The sequence below is a fragment of the Paraliomyxa miuraensis genome (assembly GCF_026337845.1).
GTDB classification, from domain to species: Bacteria; Myxococcota_A; Polyangia; order Nannocystales; family Nannocystaceae; genus Paraliomyxa; species Paraliomyxa miuraensis.
On the sequence record NZ_JAOVZF010000142.1, the window covers coordinates 1 to 17,364 of the forward strand.

At 68.6% G+C, this 17,364-nt stretch carries 12 protein-coding genes; 9 read left to right on the forward strand and 3 right to left on the reverse strand.

The window, feature by feature from the left end:
* On the reverse strand, positions 1–1,719 hold a 1,719-nt coding region (locus tag OEB96_RS09410), incomplete at its 3' end, for a M14 family zinc carboxypeptidase (RefSeq protein WP_266215179.1).
* 255 nt (positions 1,720–1,974) lie between these two features.
* Between OEB96_RS09410 and OEB96_RS09415 the strand changes: the two genes are divergently transcribed.
* On the forward strand, positions 1,975–2,892 hold the full coding sequence (locus OEB96_RS09415; protein ID WP_266215180.1) for an FHA domain-containing protein: 918 nt from the start codon (positions 1,975–1,977) through the stop codon (positions 2,890–2,892).
* A 128-nt stretch (positions 2,893–3,020) separates the two neighbouring features.
* Positions 3,021–5,759 (forward strand): tetratricopeptide repeat-containing serine/threonine-protein kinase, encoded by a 2,739-nt coding sequence (locus OEB96_RS09420; protein ID WP_266215181.1) that lies wholly within the window; start codon positions 3,021–3,023, stop codon positions 5,757–5,759.
* A 44-nt stretch (positions 5,760–5,803) separates the two neighbouring features.
* Here the strand turns inward: OEB96_RS09420 and OEB96_RS09425 are convergent, their stop codons facing one another.
* Complete coding sequence (locus OEB96_RS09425) at positions 5,804–7,708, reverse strand: RICIN domain-containing protein (RefSeq protein WP_266215182.1); 1,905 nt, start codon at positions 7,706–7,708, stop codon at positions 5,804–5,806.
* A 157-nt stretch (positions 7,709–7,865) separates the two neighbouring features.
* On the opposite strand from OEB96_RS09425, the gene OEB96_RS09430 reads away from it, so the two are divergent.
* A complete protein-coding gene (locus tag OEB96_RS09430) occupies positions 7,866–8,132 on the forward strand; it encodes a hypothetical protein (RefSeq protein ID WP_266215183.1) in 267 nt (88 codons plus the stop codon).
* A 173-nt stretch (positions 8,133–8,305) separates the two neighbouring features.
* Positions 8,306–9,688 carry a HAMP domain-containing sensor histidine kinase gene (locus tag OEB96_RS09435; protein WP_266215184.1) on the forward strand — a complete coding sequence of 461 codons (1,383 nt, stop codon included), beginning with the start codon at positions 8,306–8,308 and terminating at the stop codon, positions 9,686–9,688.
* An 85-nt stretch (positions 9,689–9,773) separates the two neighbouring features.
* On the opposite strand, the gene OEB96_RS09440 is transcribed toward OEB96_RS09435, so the two are convergent.
* Entirely contained in the window at positions 9,774–11,519 is a 1,746-nt protein-coding gene (locus tag OEB96_RS09440) for a hypothetical protein (RefSeq protein WP_266215185.1), read from the reverse strand.
* 321 nt (positions 11,520–11,840) lie between these two features.
* Here OEB96_RS09440 and OEB96_RS09445 point away from each other — a divergent pair, with 321 nt between their 5' ends.
* From OEB96_RS09445 to OEB96_RS09465, 5 genes are all read left to right on the forward strand, one after another.
* Positions 11,841–13,409 carry an eCIS core domain-containing protein gene (locus OEB96_RS09445; RefSeq protein WP_266215186.1) on the forward strand — a complete coding sequence of 523 codons (1,569 nt, stop codon included), beginning with the start codon at positions 11,841–11,843 and terminating at the stop codon, positions 13,407–13,409.
* Between the two features lie 9 nt (positions 13,410–13,418).
* Positions 13,419–14,063: a glutathione S-transferase gene (locus OEB96_RS09450; RefSeq protein WP_266215187.1), complete on the forward strand. Its 645-nt coding sequence runs from the start codon at positions 13,419–13,421 to the stop codon at positions 14,061–14,063.
* A 114-nt stretch (positions 14,064–14,177) separates the two neighbouring features.
* Positions 14,178–15,020, forward strand: coding sequence for a sulfurtransferase (locus OEB96_RS09455; protein WP_266215188.1), 843 nt, complete (start codon positions 14,178–14,180; stop codon positions 15,018–15,020).
* A gap of 69 nt (positions 15,021–15,089) precedes the next feature.
* A complete protein-coding gene (locus tag OEB96_RS09460; protein WP_266215189.1) occupies positions 15,090–16,496 on the forward strand; it encodes an AAA family ATPase in 1,407 nt (468 codons plus the stop codon).
* Positions 16,493–17,362, forward strand: a complete 870-nt coding sequence (locus OEB96_RS09465; protein ID WP_266215190.1) for an HNH endonuclease family protein — start codon at positions 16,493–16,495, stop codon at positions 17,360–17,362. Before OEB96_RS09460 ends, OEB96_RS09465 begins: the two co-directional genes overlap by 4 nt.
* Positions 17,363–17,364 lie beyond the last annotated feature (2 nt).

Here is a 17,364-nt window from a genome sequence, read left to right on the forward strand (position 1 = left end):
GGTGTCACCGTCGTCGTCGAGCGAGTTGCCGCAGACCTCCACCATGCCCCCGGCCGCCTCCACGTCGAGGAACACGCCGCTGGGTGCTCCCCAGTTGCCGGCCGCATCGCGAGCCTCGACCAGCAGCAGATAGCGTCCCGGGGCCCAGCCCGAGGTGTCGATGGTGGCGGTCAGGCCCTCGCTGCTCGCATCGAACGTGCCGTCGCTCGCGGCCATGGCCGTGAGCGGCGCGCCGGTCCACGAGGCGTGATCGACGGAGTAGCGAGCCGCCGCCACGGCTTGCGTGGGCTCGGTGCCCCAGCCGTTGCTGTCGAAGCGCGTGTCGTCGGCGGTGGCCGTGAGCGTGACCGAGGCGCCCGCGGTCACCGGAGAGGCCGAGACCGCCACCCCCACCGCATCGGGCCCCGAGGGGGTCTGGTACGGCCGACGCGCGGCCTTGAACGCGGTGGTGAGCGCCGCGAGGTTGACGGGAGCCACGGTCGACTCGAAGCTGGCGCAGCTCTCGAAGAACGAGGTGCCCACCTCGAAGGTGTAGGCCGCGATGCCGAGCTCGCCGTAGGCCCAGTCGGGGGTGCCGCCGCTGGACGAGTAGAGGCACAAGGGCCCCTGACACACCTCGTAGTCGTTGTGGTAGCCGAGCTTGCGCCCGAGCGTGCGGAGCTGGGAGAGGTTGGGCGCCGAGGTGGCGCTCCAGCTCCACGGGTACATCACCAGCTCTCCGTACGAGTGCAGCGAGACCAGCAGACCGGTGGTGTCGTCCGGTGCGGGATCGCCAATGCCGGATCCGCGCTGATCGGCGAAGATCGAGCTCATGTACGTTTGCAGCGCCTGGGTCTCGGGCTCGGAAATCGCCCCCGTGCCGCGATAGGTGAGGTTGCAGGCGTTGGTGCTGGTGCCGGCGCCACCGTACTGGAACGAGTGGTTGCGGTTGAGGTCGATGCCGTGCTGGCTGCTCGCGGTGGGCGGGTACGAGCACGACCCCGCGCTGGTGTTCCGGTTCTTGCGCTGCGTGTAGCCCTGCTCGGCAATCTTGCGCCCGTCGGGGTTGACCTGGGGCAGCACGTGCAGCTCGTAGTGATCGAGCAGCCAGGTGGCGTCGGGGTCGGTGCCGTAGTCCTCGACCAGCTGCTCGGCAAAGCGGATCGCGATCTCGGCGGTGGCGTACTCACGCGCGTGGATCGCCCCCATGAGGAAGAACCGCGGCTTGGGCCCGGCGATGGCCTCGTTGGTGATCACCATGCCCTGGAGGTCGTAGCCAGCGGGGCCCCCTGCGGTGACCTTGTCCCACGAGTCGCCGATGTCGACGAGCTCCACCAGGCCGGAGTAGTTCGAGTCGAGCGTGGTCATGGTGTCCACGGTCTCCTCGACGGTGCGGTAGCACGCATAGCTCGGGATCGAGCGGAACCCGCCTCCATCCAGCATGCGCTGCAAGATCGAGGTGGGCTCCTGCTGCACCTCGACCGTCAGCCCCTCGGCCACGAGGCGCTCGTACTCGTCGGGCTCGATCAACGCGGCCACGTAGCCCTCGGCACGGTCGGCGTGCTCGAGCAGGTCGACCTCCGTGGCCAGGCGCTCGAGCGTCTCGGGGGTCTGATAGTAGATGTGGACGAGCATGGTGGCCTCGACCGGAGCGAGGCCGAGCGGCGCGCCCCCGCCCGAGGACTCGGAGGAGCCCTCGTCGGATGGAGCATCACCGTCGGTACAACTGGTAGCGAGCAAGGCCAGGGCGGAAAGGGTACGAAGGAGCAGGTGTCGTGATGGGTGCATGGGATCCTCCCGGCCGAGGAGATGCACCAAACGTCCCAGTGGATGAGATCAACCATCATCGTGACAATCATCGATTCGATCGATGCATGGGGCGTGCGGGACACGCATCCGTCGATGCGCGTACGTGAGCTCGCGGCTCGGCGGCCGCGCGAGCGTGTTCGATCGGGTCGAGCCGCTCGTTCGACGTGCGATTCGGATCTGGCCCTCGTGCGCGAGCGTCGCGCGGGCTACCATGAGCGTGTGGGCTGGCTCGAGCACAAGCTGGACCAGCGGGTTCATCCGCTCACCGCGGAGACCGTGGTCGGACGCAGCCGCCGCGCGGATCTACGCCTGGCGGAGGACTTCGTCTCGAGTCTCCACGCGGCCCTGGTGTGGCAAGGCCGCCACTGGGAGGTCAAGGACCTCGGCTCTCACAACGGCACGGCGGTCAACGGTCGACTCGTGCCTGCGGGGACCCGTCGCCGCCTCGAGGAGGGCGACGAACTCACGTTCGGTCAGTCCGCCTCGACCTGGACGCTCCGCGACGGTGGGGGACCCGAGGCCCTGGCCCAGGCCGAGGACCGCGCGGCGATCGTCGGGGCCGACGGCCTGCTCGTGCTCCCCGGGCCGGACGATCCGGAGGCCACCGTGTTCATCACCAGCGTGGGCCGCTGGCGACTCGAGACGGCCTCGGAATCCCGCGACGTGGCCGACCACGAGGTCGTGCCCGCGGGTGGCGTGCAGTGGCGGCTGCGGCTGCCCTCGATCCCCGGCACGACGCGAAGCACTGCGGGCACCCGCGCGCTGTCCCTGGACGAGGTCGAGCTCTCGCTGATGCCGGGCGCCGAGGACCAGACCCTCGTGGCCGTGAAGAGCACGAGCGAGGCCTTCAGCTTCGTGGTGGGGGCAGGCTCGGCGGTCTTGCGAGCCCTGGTGCAGGCGCGGCTCGGCGGGCACGAGGGCTGGGTCGATCGCGACGAGCTGGTCGACCGCCTGTCCATCAACGACAACCACCTCAACGTCGACGTCTACCGCATCCGGCGGCAGTTCGCCGATGCCGGGTTCATCGATGCGGCGCGTGTCATCGAGCGTCGCAAGGGGCGTCTGCGGCTGGGGACCGCGCGCATGCGATTTCACGCGCCGTAGGGCGAGGAAGGGGGCCGGGCGTCGGCAGGATCTGCCGATGTCGCCTGCAGATCTCGCCGACCGTCGGCGAGCCCTGCCGTCGATCCAAGGTTCTTCCTTGGCGCATCGGTTGCATTCATGGTCGCACGATGCCGGTCCCAGTCACTCCGCCGACCGTCAGCGCCGATGGAGCCCTCGTCGAGGACGATGCCAGGCCTGCGAGCGCGGAGATCCAGCTCGGCACTCCGGTCGGACGCTACCTGCTGCTGGACACCATCGGCCGCGGCGGCATGGGGGTCGTGTACTCGGCCTACGACCCCGACCTCGACCGCAAGGTCGCGATCAAGGTCCTGCGCTCCTCCACGGGTCGCAACGCTCGTGGGCGGCTGCTTCGCGAGGCTCAGGCCCTGGCCCGGCTCACCCACCCCAACGTGGTGACGATCCACGACGTGGGGATGGTGGGCGATGACGTCTACCTCGCGATGGAGCTGGTGCTCGGGCAGACGGTCGACCAGTGGCTGGCCCAGCGCAAGCGCTCGTGGAAGGAGGTGCTGCGGGTGTACCTCGCCGCGGGCGAGGGCCTGGCCGCAGCCCACGACAAGGGCATCGTGCATCGTGACTTCAAGCCCAGCAACGTCATGCTCGACGACGTCGGTGGCGTACGGGTGCTGGACTTCGGGCTCGCTCGCCTGAGCGACGTGCAGACGCATGGCTCGACCGTGGCGCACCAGGGGGCGCTCCCCCGGCTGGTCGAGGGCTCTGCGCTGCTGACCCGCCCCGATGGGCTCACGGGCACGCCGGCCTACATGGCCCCGGAGCAGTTCCTGGGGCAGAGCACCGACGCCCGTACCGACCAGTTCAGCTTTTGCGTCGCGCTGTGGGAGGCAATCTGTGGCGTCCCACCGTTTGCGGGCGAGGCGTGGGACACGTTGTCCGATGCGGTGCTGGAGGGACGGCTGCGCGCCCCTCCTCGCTCGGCCGCGCCGTCGTGGCTCCTTCGCGCGCTGGTGCGGGGCCTGACGCGGGAGCCGGAGCGTCGCTTCGCGTCGATGGCCGAGCTGCTCGCCGCGCTCGAGCGTGGTCTCGGCCGCCGCCGCCGTCGGCCGCTGTGGCTGCTGGGCGGCCTCACCATCGCGCTCGGCCTGGGCACCGCCGGCTACCGCAGCCATGCTCACCATCGGCAGGTGACCGCGTGCGCGGAGCTGGGAGCAGCGCTCCCGGAGGGCTGGAGCGACGCCGCACGCGGGCGCCTCGCGCATGCGCTGCGCAACAGCGAGCAGAGCTACGCGGCGGACACCGCAGATCGCCTCCTGCCCCGACTCGATGCCTGGGTGGGACAGTGGGGCGAGCAGCGCGAGCAGAGCTGTCTGCTGGAGCTCGACGGGCGGCTCGACCCCGTGCTCGCCCAGCGCTCCCGCGAGTGCCTGGACGCGTGGCGGACGGACTTCGAGGCGCTGGTCGGGGCGCTGCACGACGTCGATGCGATCACGCTCCCGGGTGCGATCCAATCCTCCACCCGGCTGGACCCGCTCGAGCGGTGCACCGACCCACGCCTGCTCGCACTGCGGCCCGAGCTGCCCGCCGAAGACGCGGACGAGATCCGCGAGGCCCGGCGCATGCTCGCGGAGGCGAAGGGGCAGAGGGTTGCGGGTGATCCCCTGCGCGCCGTGGAATCGATCGAGCGGGTGGTGAGCAAGGCGGACGCCATCGGGTACGGCCCGCTGCTGGCGGACGCCAAGCTCGAGCAGGGGTACGTGCTCGGTGCCGTCAGTCGGTTCGAGGCCGCCCAGGCCGCGCTCGAGCAGGCCTACCTCGTGGCGGTCACCGCCGGTGCCCACGAGGCGGTGGCCGCGGCCGCGACCGAGCTGGTGTACGTGGTCGGCTCTCGGCGAAATCTCCACGACGCGGGGCTGGCCTGGGCCACGGTGGCGGAGGCCGCGGTCGGCGTCGTCGAGCCGCAGGCGGGGCTGCGAACGGCAAACCTGCACCAGGTGCTCGCGGCCATCAGCGGCTCTGCGGGGGACTACGAGCAGGTTCGTGCGCACAGCGAGCGTGCGATTGGCATCCGCGAGCAGCTGCTCGGACCGGAGCATCCCTCGATCGCCGGCTTGCTCAACAACATCGCCACGGCCACGCGGCTGATGGGCGACCCGGAGCAGGCAATCCCGGTTCAGGAGCACGTGCTCGCGGTCTACGAGGCCTCGCTCGGTCCTCGACACCCCGCCGTCGCCGAGCATGCCTCCAGCCTGGCCCTCACCCTGGTCGAGTCCGGCCGGGCCCGAGAGGCCATCGCGCTGCTCGAGCGTGCGCGCGGGATCTTGGTCGAAGCGCTCGGCGAGGACGGCATCGACGTGGCGAAGACGCTCCACGAGCTGGCGTATGCCCACCAGGCGCTCGGCGAGCGGGCTCCGGCCGAGGCGTTGCTGCGGCAGGCGCTCGACATCCGCGAGCGTGCGCCCGCAGCTCGAAGTCGCGATCTGGCGGCCACGGTGCTCGCCCTGGCGGTGCTGCGCCATGCCGATGGCGATCTCGACGAAGCACGGTCGCTCGCCGAGCGAGCGCTGCGGATCTACGAGAGCGAGGGGGCCGAGCATCCGGATCTGGCCGTCGCGCTCCAGATCCTCGGATCGATCCACGAGGAGCGAGGTGCGCTCGAGCAGGCCCGCGAGCTGTACGAGCGAGCGCTGGCGCTGCGAGAGCAACTCTACGGTCCCGAGCCGAACGACGCGGTGACCGAGTCGCTCGCCGGCCTGGCCCGGGTGCTCCACCGGTCGGGGCAGCTCGAGCAGGCCCGCGAGCTGTACGAGCGAGCGCCGGCGATCGAGCCGGCCCCGACCCGTGCTCGGGACGAGGGCCTGCCGGGGGCCATGGGGTCGAAGGCACCGTGAGAGCCCCGTCAGGGCTCCCACGGTGCACCATCCCCTGGCCTGGCCTAGAGGCACACGAAGAACAAGCAGTTGTTGGACTGGCACTGGTCGCTGAAGGCGCAGGCCTGGCCACTGGGCTTCTTGTTGTGGCACGACGCGAACTCGCAGTACTGCGAGCCGAAATTGCAACCCTCCTTCGGGACCGCGGTGCACGCTACGCAGGTGAAGGCATCGCAAATGCCCGACTGGCACTGATCATCCCAGCCGCAGCCCTGGCCATTGGCCTTCTTGTTCCTGCAATCGCCGAGCTCGCAGTACTGCGAGCCGAAGTCGCAGCCGTCCTGCGGGATCGCCGTGCACTCGGCGCAGTAGCCGGCGTCGCACATGTCGGACTCGCACTGGTCGTCGAATTCACAGGTCTCGTTGTGGGCCTTCTTTTCCAGGCATTCCCAGAAATCACAGTATTGCGTGTCGAAGTCGCAGCCCTGCTTGGTCGGGAACGACACGCACTCCACGCAATTGAACGCATCGCAGATCCCGGACTGGCACTGCTCGCTGAACACACAGTCGTCCCAGACGGCCTTCTTGTCGTGGCAAGCATCGAATTCGCAGTACTGCGTGTCGAAGTCGCAGCCCTGCTGGGGGAGCGCCGTGCAGTTTGCGCACGTGGACACCACCTCGTCGCAGACATTGCTCTCGCAGTCGCTGTCGGAGGTGCAGGACTCGCCGTGGCCGGCCCGGGGCTCGCACGCGCCGTTGTCGGTGGCGTCGGCGGTGTCGCCCCAGCACAGCTCCTCGTACCCGAAGAAGTGGCGCACCTCCACGTCCTCGCTGCACGTCACCCCGGGGTCCTGGTCGGCCTCGTCGCACTCGTAGCCGACCTCGTTGTCGCAGCGGAACGCGACCTGGCTGCCCGACCACGTCGCCGTCAGCAGCCCCTGGGCATTCGGGGTGTCGTCGCTCGAGTAGATCGTCGTGGGCTCGTCCACCAGGCGGCACTCGGTGCGCGTGGGATTGCGCGGGGGCATGCGGCCGGTGAGCACCGAGCCGACGCTGGTGGTCGGACCCGTGGTCTTGGTCCAGTTGGTGTAGTGGGCGTGGGTCTCGTCGTCGCCGTCCGAGGGGTCGGTGTCGCGGTTGACCCACGGGGTCCAGCCGTAGTGGAACTGGATCTCGTAGTCGCCCTCGATCGGATTGCCGGCCTCGTTGCGCGCCTTGCCGCCGTACTGGGTGCTGAGGTTCTTGAGGTCGCCGGTCTGGGCGATGTCCTCGCCGGTGGCGACCAGCCGCATCTCCACGTAGGCCGGCTCGATCCCGATCATCTCGGAGGGGATGTTCGCCAGGCTCATGTGCTGGGCGAGCTTCTCCCAGTCGTGGGCGCCCACCGCTCCCGGGTTGCCCTGGTCGAGCCACCCGGTCGAGGTCCTCATGCTGAAGGTCTCCACGACGGCGTCGTCGCACTGCCAGATCTTGGCGTTCTTGCCGTTGGCGCTCTCGTTGGTGCCGTAGATGTCGAGGCAGACGCTGGTGTCCCACTGCGCGCGCAGCTTGCCGTCGAGGCCGAGGGTCCAGGTCTCTGTGACCTGGTCGCACTGCCAGATCCCCACGTTGGTGCCGTTGGCGGTGGCGTTGGTGCCCGCCACGTCGAGGCAGACGTTGCTGCTCCAGCCCGCGTGGATCTTGCCGTCGGTGCCGAGGTTCCAGGTCTCGGAGACCTGGTCGCACTGCCACAGCTGCACGTTCTTGCCGTTGTTCGTGGCGTCGACGCCCGCCACGTCGAGGCAGAAGTTGCTGTCCCAGCCGGCGATGATCTGAGCGTACTGCACGTCGCCCGAGGAGACGCTGCGCATCGTCAGCGCGCCCGGGTCGTACCCGCCCTCGTCGGTGATGCAGCCCTCGTTGATCTGGAGCGCCCCGAGGAGCAAGCTCGCCCCGAGGATCGCGCGTGGTGTCATGCGTGGTCCGTTCATCGTGTCCTCCCTCATGTCTTTCCCTGTGCTCGTTCGTCGTCCACGGGCGCTCCGCGCCCGACCCGTGCGCCACGGTGTCGACCCACGAAAGTCGTGAGGCTCGTCGAACGGGCCCACTCGCATTCGAGCCGGACCGTCGGCGCCGAGCGGCAGGCCGATGAGCCATCGACGCGCCGCGGTCTACGATCTTGGGATACGGATCGAGGCCGGAGGTGTCAACGCCGAAATTCCGCACAATGGCGGTAATGGGGCTGTAATGTGCCGAATTCGGGAGATTGCGGAAACTGGGCGTACGTCGTGGTTCGCGACGGAAATCCACACGTCGAGCGCTGTCGATTTCGTGAACGAATTGGGCTTCGTTCGGCACGCAAGCGGGGACGTTGCCGAGATCGTCGAGCCGCTCGGCCACCTCGCGGTGCGTTGACTCGAGCGCCAGCTAGGGGATTGACGGATGGCGGCGGTCAGCGCGGCGGCGTCGCCTCGGGCATGCTTGCTCGGTCGTTCCTGGACCACGTCGAGGAGAAACCGGCCATGCCCGAGCACTCAGCAGACGGAAGAAGAACTCATGGGCCCACCATCCGGCGGCTGAGCGTCGTCGTGATCGTCGCGTTCGGATCGCTGGCCGCCGTGGTCACGGCGAGCCTGGTCTGGACGACCACGCTCATGGAACGCTCGATCGAGACGGTCATCCGCGACTCGGAGAGCCAGGCGATCGCCAGCGAGATCCAGCTCGCGCTCCTCACCCATCAGCGGCTCCGCAACCTCTATGTGATGTTCCACGAGCCGGAGGTCTACGACACCGCGCGGGAGCTCGTCATCGAGACACGCGGGCTACTGGCACGAGCCGAGCAATACCGCGGGTCTGCGGACGAGCAGCGGCTCCTCGACGAGGTCTCGCGACGGCTGACGTTCTACCTGGAGGAGCGCGAGCGCTTGGAGGACCACGAGACCGAGCTGGAGGAGGTCGTTCGCCTCTCGCAGCCGGCGCTCGACGATACCGTGCACGCGCTCGAAGCACTGCACGATCTCAACGACGACCAGGTACGGCTGGCCGATGCCGAGGCACAACAGGTGAACGAACAGGCCAACCTCATGGGCTCGATCGCGGCCACCGTGCTCGTGCTCGGGCTGACGGCGGTGGCCGTGGGGATCCGCCACTACGTGCTGAGGCCGGTGCTCGCGCTGCACGAGACCATCGGTCGCTTCAAGGCCGGTGAGACCGACGGTCGTGCGCATGACGACGGCCTCAGTGAGCTCGCCGAGCTCGCGCTGGGCTTCAATGAGATGGCGGAGGGCTTGGCGCAGCAGCGAGAGGCCCAGCTCACCTTCCTCGCCGGGGTGGCCCACGACCTTCGCAACCCACTCAACGCCATCAAGATCGGGATCTACGCGCTCGAGGTCGAGCAGTCCGAGGCCCGCCGCGGCCGCGCGCGCGAGCGGCTCGACCGCCAGGTCGATCGGCTGGCGCGGATGGTGGACGACCTGCTGGATGCCACCCGCATCGAGGCGGGCAAGCTGGAGATGCGGGTCGAGCCGATGGACTTGCGCGACGTGGTCCAGGACATGGTTCGGCTCTACGCGCCCACCTCCTCCGAGCACCAGATCACGGCACACGTGCCCGGCGAGCGGGTCGTCGTCCAGGGCGACCCGCTGCGTCTCGAGCAGGTGGTGAGCAACCTCGTCAGCAATGCGATCAAGTTCTCGCCCGAGGGAGGGTCGATCGAGGTCGTCGTGAGGACGGAAGGCGACGACGCGATACTCTCCGTCACCGATCGGGGCGTGGGCATTCCGCACGGGGAGCTGTCGAGCGTGTTCCTGCCGTTTCGGCGTCGCCGCCCCGAGGTGGCCCCCGGCGCCGGCCTGGGGCTGTCCGTGGTCCGACGCATCGTGATGGCCCACCGGGGAAGCATCGACGTGGAGAGCGAGCCCGGAAGAGGGGCGTCCTTTCGCGTGAAGCTGCCGCGGGTGGGTGTTTGCTGACCGGCGTGTCACCCGAAGGAGGGTGGCGCTGGCCGGAGTGGGGCCGCATCCTCGCGGCCCCGTCTCCTCCGCCGAGCCCCCGCCGTCAGCAGCCCTGCTCGTCCTCGCCGCCCGCACAGTCCACGTACACGTCGCACTGCCACGCTTGCGGGATGCAGGTGCCGTCGTTGCAGGCCCACTGATCGGCAGCACAGCTCCCGCCGCCACCGGCATCGCAGCCCTGCTCGTCCTCGCCGCCCGCACAGTCGGAGTACTCGCCGTCGCAGCGCCAGTCCGCCGGGATGCACGCTCCGTCGCCGCAGGCCCACTGACCCGCGCCGCAGCCCTCGCTCGCCCCGCCGCCTCCGTCGCCGCAGCCCTGCTCGTCCTCGCCGCCCGAGCAGTCCTCGTACTCGCCGTCGCAGCGCCACGAGCCGGGGATGCACTCCCCGTCGCCGCAGGTGTACTCGCTCGCGGCACAGCCGGTCGGGGCCGGCGCGTCGTCGCACGTGTCCTCGTCCTCGCCGCCCGCGCAGTCCTCGTACTCGCCATCGCAGCGCCAGTCACCGGGGATGCACGTGCCGTCGCTGCACGCGAACTGGTTGTCGGCGCAGCCGCCCGCCTGAGCACCACCGCCGTCGCAGGCCTCCTCGTCGTCACCGTCGAGGCAGTCGGCAGTACCGTCGCAGCGCCGCGCCTGCGGGATGCAGCTCGCGTCGCCGCAGGTGAACTGGTCGGCCCCACACGAGAGCCCCGGCGCCTCGCACACCTGACCCTCGCGGAACTTCGCCTTGGGCAGGCTCACGTAGTAGCCCTCGAGCTCACCCGGCGCGGTGACCTTGGTCGCGCCGCCGGGCGCGAGCGCGTTGGGCTGGGCCACCGTCTTCTGCAGCATCCAGCGCCCAGAGACTCCGCCCGCGAGCTGGTTTTGGACCGACAGGTCGATCATCAGCGCGTTCCAGGTGCTGCGCTGCGCTCCCACCCCGCCCAGGGTGCCGCCGCCCGCCACGCTCGGGGAGTCGATGCCCATCGTGTAGAAGAGGTACGTCGTGCGCCCGCAGCTCCAGCGGTCGTCGGTCAGCGTCCAGTTGGGGTTGACCTGGATCGGCACGAAGCCCCAGCAGCGGATCCCGTTGACCGGGTGCCAGCCCGAGGCGTCGTTCTCCACCGTGATCACGCAGAAGCGATCCTCGTCGATCTTCCAGTAGGCGACCGCCCCGTTGTCGGGTCCGAAGATGTCGAGGTCGACGATGTCGCCCACCTTGCGCCCGCCGGCCCCGGCCACCGGCCAGCCCACCCAGCCCGCGAACTTGTCGTTGCCCGTGGTCTTGATCGGATCGTTCAGGAGGTTGCGCAGCAGCGTCTCGGGTCGCTCCCCCGGCGGCAGCGCCATGATCGCCCCGTGGAAGTCGGTGCGGGTCCAGTCGTTGCCCTCGGGGTAGTTGTGGATCTCCACCCCCTTGGCCTCGATTGCCGTCTTCACCGACGCGGGCAGCACGAAGTTCGACATCTCCGTCCAGCGCTGCTCGACCCACGTCTGCAGGTTGGCGTCGGCGCCCCGGAAGAACGCGTTGGGCGGCGGCACGGTGGCCCCGTCCGCCTTGTTGAACAGCACCTTCATCCCCCGCAGGTCGCCGCACTCGAGCGCGTAGTCGTCGATCCGGCACGCCCCCGACTCGTAGTCCGCATCGTTGTAGCCGCAGGGGTCGTCGCACAGCGGCACCTCGCAGCTCTGCCCGGGCGGGGCCACGCACTCCTCGGTGTCCTCGCCCGGGCCGACCCCCAGGCCCGGCCCCGCCCCCGCGCCGCGACCCGCCTCCGCGCCGCAGCCCCCGAGGAGCGAAAGCGCCACCAAACAACCCCCAATGCTCGCTTGCGTACCCTTGCCCATGCCGGAGGATGCATGAGCAAGCATCGGGCCAGGATCGGGTCGGGATCGGTTCCGTTTCACCTTGGGGGCTTGACTTCGACGCGCTGCTGGTGGTTCGTTCAGGATTGGGCTAACTGTGCAGGCCAGTCGCCCAATCGGCCTTCCCCCGGTGCACTACCGATCGGTCGAGAAATTGGGTCGAGCGCGCTTCCGCCTGTACCCTGCTCGTCATCGCGGGCCGACGAGGGGACCCACCACGCCGGCGAGACCATGGCGGAGCGGCCCACGAGATGGAGTGCGACGATGTCCACCGACCACTCGAAGCCCGGCTTGGTGCTGCAGGGCTACTTTCGCATCGAGCGTCATCGCGGCGGCGGCAAGCGTCAGGCCGCGGCGATCCAGCCCGCAGCCCTCCAATTCTGGTCCGGGAAGGCGCCGCGGCCCGAGCTGATGCCCGGGATGGGCAACGCCAACGTCGGAATGCGAGGCCACGCCGTGCAGGCTCGAGCGCCCGACGGGGTGGTGACGGCGCTCGTCCCCCCCGGGCGCCTGCGCCTGATGGGCAAGGGCAAGCCGCTGGACACCGGGATTCGCACGCGCTTGGAGGAGCTGTTCGAGGCTGATTTCTCCGGTGTGCGTGTGCATGAGGGGTTGGTGGCCCAGGCCATGGGGGCGTTCGCGTTCACGCTGGGGGACACGCTTCACTTCGCGCCGGGGCTCCATGCTCCATCGACACGCGAGGGGATGGAGCTGCTCGGGCACGAGCTGACGCACGTGGTGCAGCAGCGGCAGGGGCGGGTTGCCAACCCGTACGGACACGGCGTGGCGATCGTGCAGGACCCGCGGCTGGAGGCGGAAGCCGACGCAATGGGGCGCCGGGTCGCAGACGAGCTCTGGTCTGGCGCCGTCCTGGCGGCGATGACGAGCCCACGCTTTCGCACGAGCGGGCATCGGCCCGCCGCACGGTCCGCACAGCTCTCCACGCTCCCGTTCAGCCTCAGCGATCCCAAGGTCGAGAAGAAGAAGAGGTCGAAGTCGAAGCCGAAGCCGAAGCCGAAGACGGTCGAGAAGAAGCCACCTCCCATCGAGGTGATGGAGTACTGCATCGCCATTCAGGGCAGTGATACGTTTCGGTCGTGGATCAAGTATTGGGTCCGCGTCGTGGCCAGGGAGACCCTCGGTCGTGCCCTGCTCGGCGAGTTCGCCAACAACGTGCCCACCTCCTTCGACTGGAAGACCAAGAAGGTGACCGTTGCGTTCAACGAGAAGACCGTGGACAGCGAGCAGCCGGTCCGGACCGGGTCCTTCAACGGCTGGCACGACAGCGGCCCCAACGAGGGCAAGCCCAAGTGGGGGACGAATGTGCCGCTCATCTCGATCGCCTCGCCCAACCTGGTCAACACCCGGTGTGGCAACCTGACCCTCGGGAGCGACGGCCGGGTGCGCAACCACCCCGACTGCACCGACACCGACCTCGACGTCGCGCTCTTCCACGAGCTCTGCCACGCCTACTACTGGCAAATGGGGCCCACCAAGGCGCTCCAGGCGCTGGACACCGCACCGCTGGCGGGTCTGTTCCAAGGAGGAGGCAGGAGGGTCGATGCCAAGGAGAACACCGAGGAGCAGATCGTCAGCGGGCTGTGGGCGGGCAAGGGCCTCACCTACTGCGAGAATGCCTATCGCGCCGGAGCCGGCCTGCCACCCCGGACCCAGTATTCTGCGCCGAGCGTCGGCATCGTCGACCAGGACCTCGTTCGCATCGTCCACAAGAAGGACTGGGCCAAGACCTGGAGCACCTGGCACGGGACGGTGGCCAACGTGTTCACACAAAACGGGTATACCGGGCTGGCCGCGACGTACGCCCACATGTGACGGAATCCCATGACCATCGTCGTCCACCATCTCGAGAATTCGCGCTCGCAGCGTGTCCTCTGGCTGCTCGAGGAGCTCGAGCTTCCCTATGAGGTGAAGCGCTACGAGCGGAACAGGAAGACGATGCTCGCCCCGCCCGAGCTCCGTGGCGTGCATCCGCTCGGCAAGTCACCGATCATCCAAGACGTGGGCGAAGACGGTACGGCGGGGCCGGCGATCGCCGAGACGGGCGCCATCATCGAGTATCTGGTGGAGAAGGGCGATGGCGCACTGGGCCCGCCACCGCATCGCGACGCGTTGCTGCGCTACCGCTACTTCCTCCACTATGCCGAGGGTTCGCTGATGCCACCTCTGCTGATCCACCTGGTGCTCGGGCGCATCCCCTTGATCGGCCGCCGCGCGACCAGGCGCATCGAGCCCTGGATCGAGCTCCACCTCGACTTCGTCGAGTCCGAACTCGCCAGCCGGCCATGGTTCGCGGGTGATCGCTTCACCGCGGCGGACGTGATGATGAGCTTCCCGCTCGAGGCGGCCCGAATCCGTGCCGGGCTGGACGAGTCGCGCCCGCACACGCTCGAGTGGCTCGAGACGATCCACGCGCGTCCCGCCTATCAACGCGCCCTCGAGCGCGGCGGGCCCTATGCCCTCGCCTGACCACGCTCATCCGTCCAACATCCATCTGCACGTGCTCGACGTGCTGTGACGGCCTGGATCACCGAGTAGGCATCGGTCCACGGGACGCCGAGCGCGGGGTATCATGGGGCCGTCATGCTGCGGCACGTGGTGGTGCTGGTCGTGCTCGGCTCCTTCGGCTGCGATGCCGACGAGCCCGAACTCGCGCAGCCGCAGCTGCTCGCGGCCGCCGACCTCGACCTGGATACGGATGTGGACGCGGTCGTGGTGCTCGACGTTCGCGACGCAGCGAGCTTCGAGGCGGGGCACGTTCCCGGTGCGCGGTGGTTCGATCCGGCGTCGCTGCGGACGACCGTGGCCGGCGTGGAGGGCCAGGTGGCTTCGCGTGATGCCATCGATGCCGCGCTCGGCGAGATCGCGCTCTCGCCCGAGGCCGAGGTGGTGATCGTGGGGGCCGACAACGGCACCGACCCCGCGCGCGTGGCCTGGACGCTGCGCTATCACGGCCACCGCGGCGTGGTGGGATTGCTCGATGGCGGCATGCAGGCGTGGCTCGACGCCGGGCGACCGCTCGACGACGGGCCGGCGCCCGTTCGACCGTGGAGCTACGCAGGCGGCGAGCCTCGTGATGCGCTGCGGGTCGACCTCCACTGGATGCTCGAGCACCTCGGTCGCGACGACGTGGTGATCTTCGACGTGCGCAACGCCGAGGAGTTCGCCATGGGCCACGTGCCCGAAGCGATCAACGTCGACTGGACCAGCAACCTCGCCGCCGACGGTACGTTCGTCGACGACGAGCAGGTGCGACGGCTCCATGGTGATCCGGACGAGGGCGCCACGCTGGTGGTCTACTGCCGCACGGGCTCGCGCGCCGCGGTGAGCTGGGCGCTCTTGCAGCACGCGGGCTACCAGGACGTACGCCTCTACGACGGTAGCTGGGCCGAGTGGGGTAGCGAGCCGGAGACGCCCAAGGAGTAGGAGAGGGCGCCGCGGTCGAGCCGGTGCGGCGGCCATCGAGCCTTCTGTTATGCTCTGGCCGGCCACCTCGTGTACGTCGACCGTCTCCACGTCCGTCACCTCAAGCTCCTGCGGGACTTCTCCCTCGATTTCACGGGGGTCGAAGGCAAGCCGCGGATGTGGACGGTGATCATCGGACGCAACGGAACCGCCAAGACCAGCATCCTGCAGGCCATTGCGCTCGCGGTCGCGGGCTCGCGGCAGGTCAACGCGCTCGCGAAGCCAGTCGTGGGCCACCTGGTGGATCGACGGTCGCGCAGGCCCATGGAGATCGAGGCGAGCTTCCGGTTCACCCCGAGAGGGTCACTGGGAGCAAGCCTGCACCCCATGCTCGGTCGCTCCGTTCGCAGCGACGAGCGCCTTTGCTCGACACTCTCGCTGAGGCCCAAGCAGAGCACCGTGGCGGGTCGCTCCTTCTATGCCAATGTCGAGGGGGAGCTCGAGGCCCAGCACAAGGCTCGTGGCTCTGCGTTCGTCGATCCGCTCGATGATGCTCGGGCCGACAACCGGCCACTATGGTTCGTTGCGGGCTATGGTGTGGGCCGGTTCCTTCCCGACCCGCAGTCGCGGCCGCCGCTGGTTCAACCATCCATCGAGCGACTCGAACCACTGTTTCGCAACACCACCGCGCTCACCTCCTTGGGCTTCCTCGACCACCTCTCCGAAGCCAAGGCGCGGCGCTTCACCAAGGCGCTCCGAGATACCCTCATCCAGGTCGACGACCTCGTTCCCGACATCGTGGGAATCGAGCTCAAGGGCAAGGGTGGCGTCACCAAGTCGGGCACGCTCTTCGACAAGGACCGCTTTGCGCTGCGGGTGGGGCGGAGCATGCACAAGTTCCCCGCGGTCGCGCTGTCCCATGGCTACCAGAGCACGCTGGCGTGGATCGCCGACCTCATCGGCCACGTGATGTGGGAGGCCGAGGATCCAGTCGAAGCCCATGACATCGAGGGCTTGGTGTTGATCGACGAGATCGATCTCTATCTGCATCCGACGTGGCAGGCGGGGCTCATCACGGCCTTGCGCCGCACCTTTCCGAAGGTGCAGTTCGTCGCGACCACGCATTCGCCCGTCGTGCTCGCCTCGCTTGCTCCCGAAGAGATCGTCGTGGTCGACCAGCATCCCGAGACCGGCGACGTGGAGCGCTTCGTGCACGACCCCGAGACCGGCGACCTTGCCCCTGCGAGCGAGGTCGTAGCCGAGCCTCGCGCTCCCGATCCGAGGGCGATGACCGGAACTGATGTGTACCGTACTTGGTTCGGCCTGGATCGGCTCACGCTCAATCCCAACGGAGAGCGCTTGCGAAGGTTCCTCCAGCTCGCTACCGATCCGTTTCGATCCGACGGGGACGAAGCCGAACTCAAGAAGCTGATGCGTGCGCTGAAGAGGGACGGCGTTCCTCTCCCAAGGCGTCCCGTGGCAAGGGAACCGTCATGATCCGAATCGATCGCGGGGACGAACCCGCCGAGCTGCGTGTCATTCGTGATGAGCACTTGCAGAATGCCATCGCCAAGTTCGACCAGTTTGGTCCGGGGTCGATGCAGCTGAGCAATGCCCTCGTTGGCTATGACGTCGTCAAGAAGGCTCTCCATGGCCGGCAGCACCGCAAGTGCGCTTACTGTGAACGTGCACCCGGCTTCGATGGTCAACCGGTCGAGCACTTCCGTCCAAAGAAGCTGGCGTTGCGTAGAGTGAAGGGCCGCCTCGTCAAGGACCACGAGCGATACTGGTGGTTGACATGGACGTGGAGCAACCTTCTCTTTGCTTGCACCACGTGCAACGGGCCGAAGAGGAAGGGTAGTCACTTTCCCCTGGAGTCTGGAACCGTTCCGTTGCCGGCACCTTCGCGTCCTGCTTCACGGTCCTTACCCGCAGTCCACTTTCAGGTCGCGGTCGAGCGACCACTGTTGCTCGATCCATCTGATTGCAACGTCGACCCGCTGGAGCATCTGCGCTGGCTACCCATCGATCGTACGCTCCCTCGGTCTCTATGGAAGTGGGAGCTTCGCGGCTTGACCACGCGTGGGGCGTGGACGAAGAAGGTCCTCGGCTTGGGGAATCTGGCCGACGAGATCGACCACCGGTACCGCGACACCGTGTGGCCTCGGTTCCACCACGAAGTCGAGCGCGTGACTGGGCGCAAGACCCGGGACCAAGTCATCTCCACGTGGGACAAGCTCGTCCGCGACGTCGTCCATCGTTCACATCCATTCACGGCGGCCACATGGTCGATGCTCGACGTCCTGCGTGAGAGCACGGTCGGTCTGCGACGCTTGCAGATCCCCGCTCCTCCACGACCCTAGGC

Bases quoted from the DNA above. Each gene is read 5' to 3' on its own strand.
- OEB96_RS09455 (WP_266215188.1), top strand. From the start codon at position 14,178: ATGCTGCGGCACGTGGTGGTGCTGGTCGTGCTCGGCTCCTTCGGCTGC.
- OEB96_RS09465 (WP_266215190.1), top strand. From the start codon at position 16,493: ATGATCCGAATCGATCGCGGGGACGAACCCGCCGAGCTGCGTGTCATT.
- OEB96_RS09450 (WP_266215187.1), top strand. From the start codon at position 13,419: ATGACCATCGTCGTCCACCATCTCGAGAATTCGCGCTCGCAGCGTGTC.
- OEB96_RS09420 (WP_266215181.1), top strand. From the start codon at position 3,021: ATGCCGGTCCCAGTCACTCCGCCGACCGTCAGCGCCGATGGAGCCCTC.
- OEB96_RS09430 (WP_266215183.1), top strand. From the start codon at position 7,866: ATGAGCCATCGACGCGCCGCGGTCTACGATCTTGGGATACGGATCGAG.
- OEB96_RS09445 (WP_266215186.1), top strand. From the start codon at position 11,841: ATGTCCACCGACCACTCGAAGCCCGGCTTGGTGCTGCAGGGCTACTTT.
- OEB96_RS09425 (WP_266215182.1), bottom strand. From the start codon at position 7,708: ATGAACGGACCACGCATGACACCACGCGCGATCCTCGGGGCGAGCTTG.